General features: G+C 29.3%; 2 protein-coding genes. Both read right to left on the reverse strand.

Annotated elements, in window-relative coordinates; genetic code table 11:
* Positions 1 to 96: 96 nt before the first annotated feature.
* On the reverse strand, positions 97 to 561 hold the full coding sequence (locus tag FTT84_RS17595; protein WP_180082012.1) for a hypothetical protein: 465 nt from the start codon (positions 559 to 561) through the stop codon (positions 97 to 99).
* Positions 562 to 564: 3 nt separating this feature from the next.
* Positions 565 to 1,896 carry a site-specific integrase gene (locus tag FTT84_RS17600; RefSeq protein ID WP_180082014.1) on the reverse strand — a complete coding sequence of 444 codons (1,332 nt, stop codon included), beginning with the start codon at positions 1,894 to 1,896 and terminating at the stop codon, positions 565 to 567.
* Between the last annotated feature and the right edge of the window lie 293 nt (positions 1,897 to 2,189).

The following is a 2,189-nucleotide window of genomic DNA, read 5'->3' on the forward strand; positions in this document are numbered from 1 at the left end:
CCATTTTTCTTTATACTGTCACTGAGGCAGGTTGGACATTTGATTTCTAGAGTTATTTGCATTTCTCTATTTTATCAAAATTCAACCTGCTTTTTTTTAGCATACTTTTTGATACACCACCAAAAATTTTACATGTCCATAAGTACTACAATGATTTTCTAGAGGCGCAATTTCTATCAAAAACTTTTTCAAATTCTCATAACTGAAATCTAAATTATTTTTTTTTAAATGATTTATTAAGAAGTTAATAGAGTAGAATTTTCTACTCAAAAAAGATGGACTATTTCTCTGAATAAATATTATTAAAAAAAATTTAACTAAAGATGTTTCATTTTCAGAAAATCTTGAAAAATCTATTTTTTCTTTCTGACCTGAATAATAAAACGTCCAAATATTGTTTGTAGAATTAATAAACTTATCATCAAATTTATCCGCAGTTAAAAACTTAACAATTTTTGGTGTTTTTTCACCTAGATTCTGAAGAGCTATCGTCTGACGATCATTAAAAATCGATACAGAATTTTGTTTCTGAAAATCTTCAAAAAGGTCAAATTGCTCCATTTATTATTCCCGAAATTCTTGCGATATACGTTGCAAATTTATAAGATTGGCATTATCAACAATAAATCGTTTTGCATAGTAACCTGGCATTGTACTGTTAGCACTCCAACCACCTAAGACACGTAGATCCTCTAGTGCTTTTTGCATAATTTCATTATTGATTTTTAATGACTGTATCCTTTCGTTTCGATATTTTTTAATAGCAAAAGCCAATGTGGTATATGCCCATGTATGACGACATACATGAGGGGTTAGCTTCTGAATTGAGTCGATATTTGTATCATCAAAATATATAGGATGTAAGGTCCTAAAAGCTAGCTCTATCATTTTAAAAATTGCGTTAATAGATGAGTAGCTCAATGGAGAGTAGGGTGGTTTCAGTGATGTAAACAAGATATCTGAACTATTACAATACCTTATCTTTTCTATGTACAGCATCAAAAACTTATAATCCATACTATCTAGTTTTATAACCCTATAAGATTGCTCGTTTTTTATACTTGGCTTTCTCAACCTTGAGTCATGTTCATCATCGGTATTGGTTATTATGAGACTATATGAGTCAGAATTAAGAGATTTTTTTATCGATCTTTTTGTGAGTAGCATTAATTCACCAACCCGTAAACCATAGTTCATCATAAGATGTACAATCAGAAAATTACGAAGTTGATGTGATTTCGTGGAGAATGGATTCTCCGTATTAATACTAGCCGTCTGGTCTGGACGAATAATTTTATAAAGCCTAACCATCATTTCATTGGTTAAGCTTTTAAAATTATAATTAATTTCACTTTTTACAGTTAAACTCCGTTTGGAGAACCTACCAAAAATCCTTTTTTTACTCAGTAAAAACAAATCAATTCTTTTTCTACGATTTGTTAACTCTTTGATTGTAATATCTTGATAACGTACATTCCAATATTCATCTAAAAGATATACAAAATACTTAAACAATGACCTCAAGCGCTGGGTAATAGTCATATAGTTAACATCTATATTTGATCTAAGTCGAATCAAATTTGTTCCTAACTTTTTATTATTTTCTAAGAAAACAATAAAGCTATCGATTTCACTCAAAAAAATCTCAGGTTCATATTTGGAGGATAAAAATGATTCGCAAAACAAAGTTGAATATTTCTGATACCAGAATTCATACCAAAACTTTAGTGCCAGCATATCTGATTGTTGTGTGGCAAAACTCTGAAATCTCAGTGCAGTCAAAGAATAGAGTAAGGGATAGAGACAAGGTACTGTAGCTGAAGTATCAAATAATAGAACTATGTGATTTTGATTTGAATACTTTTTTGAAAGTTTAATTGTTTTTACGACAAACATTCTAAGCACCAAGAACCTTATGAAGTAAATAAAATATAAACATAAGTTAGATGAATGTGAAATATTATTTTATATAAGTGATTGATTCTAGGTTAAGCAAAGAGGTTCATGAACTTAATATATCATGTACTCAATTTAACATAATATACATTATACGAAATGTATTTGTTAGAACCCATTTAAAGTGTCTATATTCTCACCAATAAAAATGTCTGGTTTATGATGATTTTTATCACCATGGACTGGATATAAAATATAGATGCTGATCACTATGTCTGACAAAGAAATTCAAC

The sequence above is a fragment of the Acinetobacter sp. YH01019 genome (assembly GCF_013420285.1).
GTDB lineage: Bacteria > Pseudomonadota > Gammaproteobacteria > Pseudomonadales > Moraxellaceae > Acinetobacter > Acinetobacter gandensis.

Bases quoted from the DNA above. Each gene is read 5' to 3' on its own strand.
- FTT84_RS17600 (WP_180082014.1), bottom strand. From the start codon at position 1,896: ATGTTTGTCGTAAAAACAATTAAACTTTCAAAAAAGTATTCAAATCAA.
- FTT84_RS17595 (WP_180082012.1), bottom strand. From the start codon at position 561: ATGGAGCAATTTGACCTTTTTGAAGATTTTCAGAAACAAAATTCTGTA.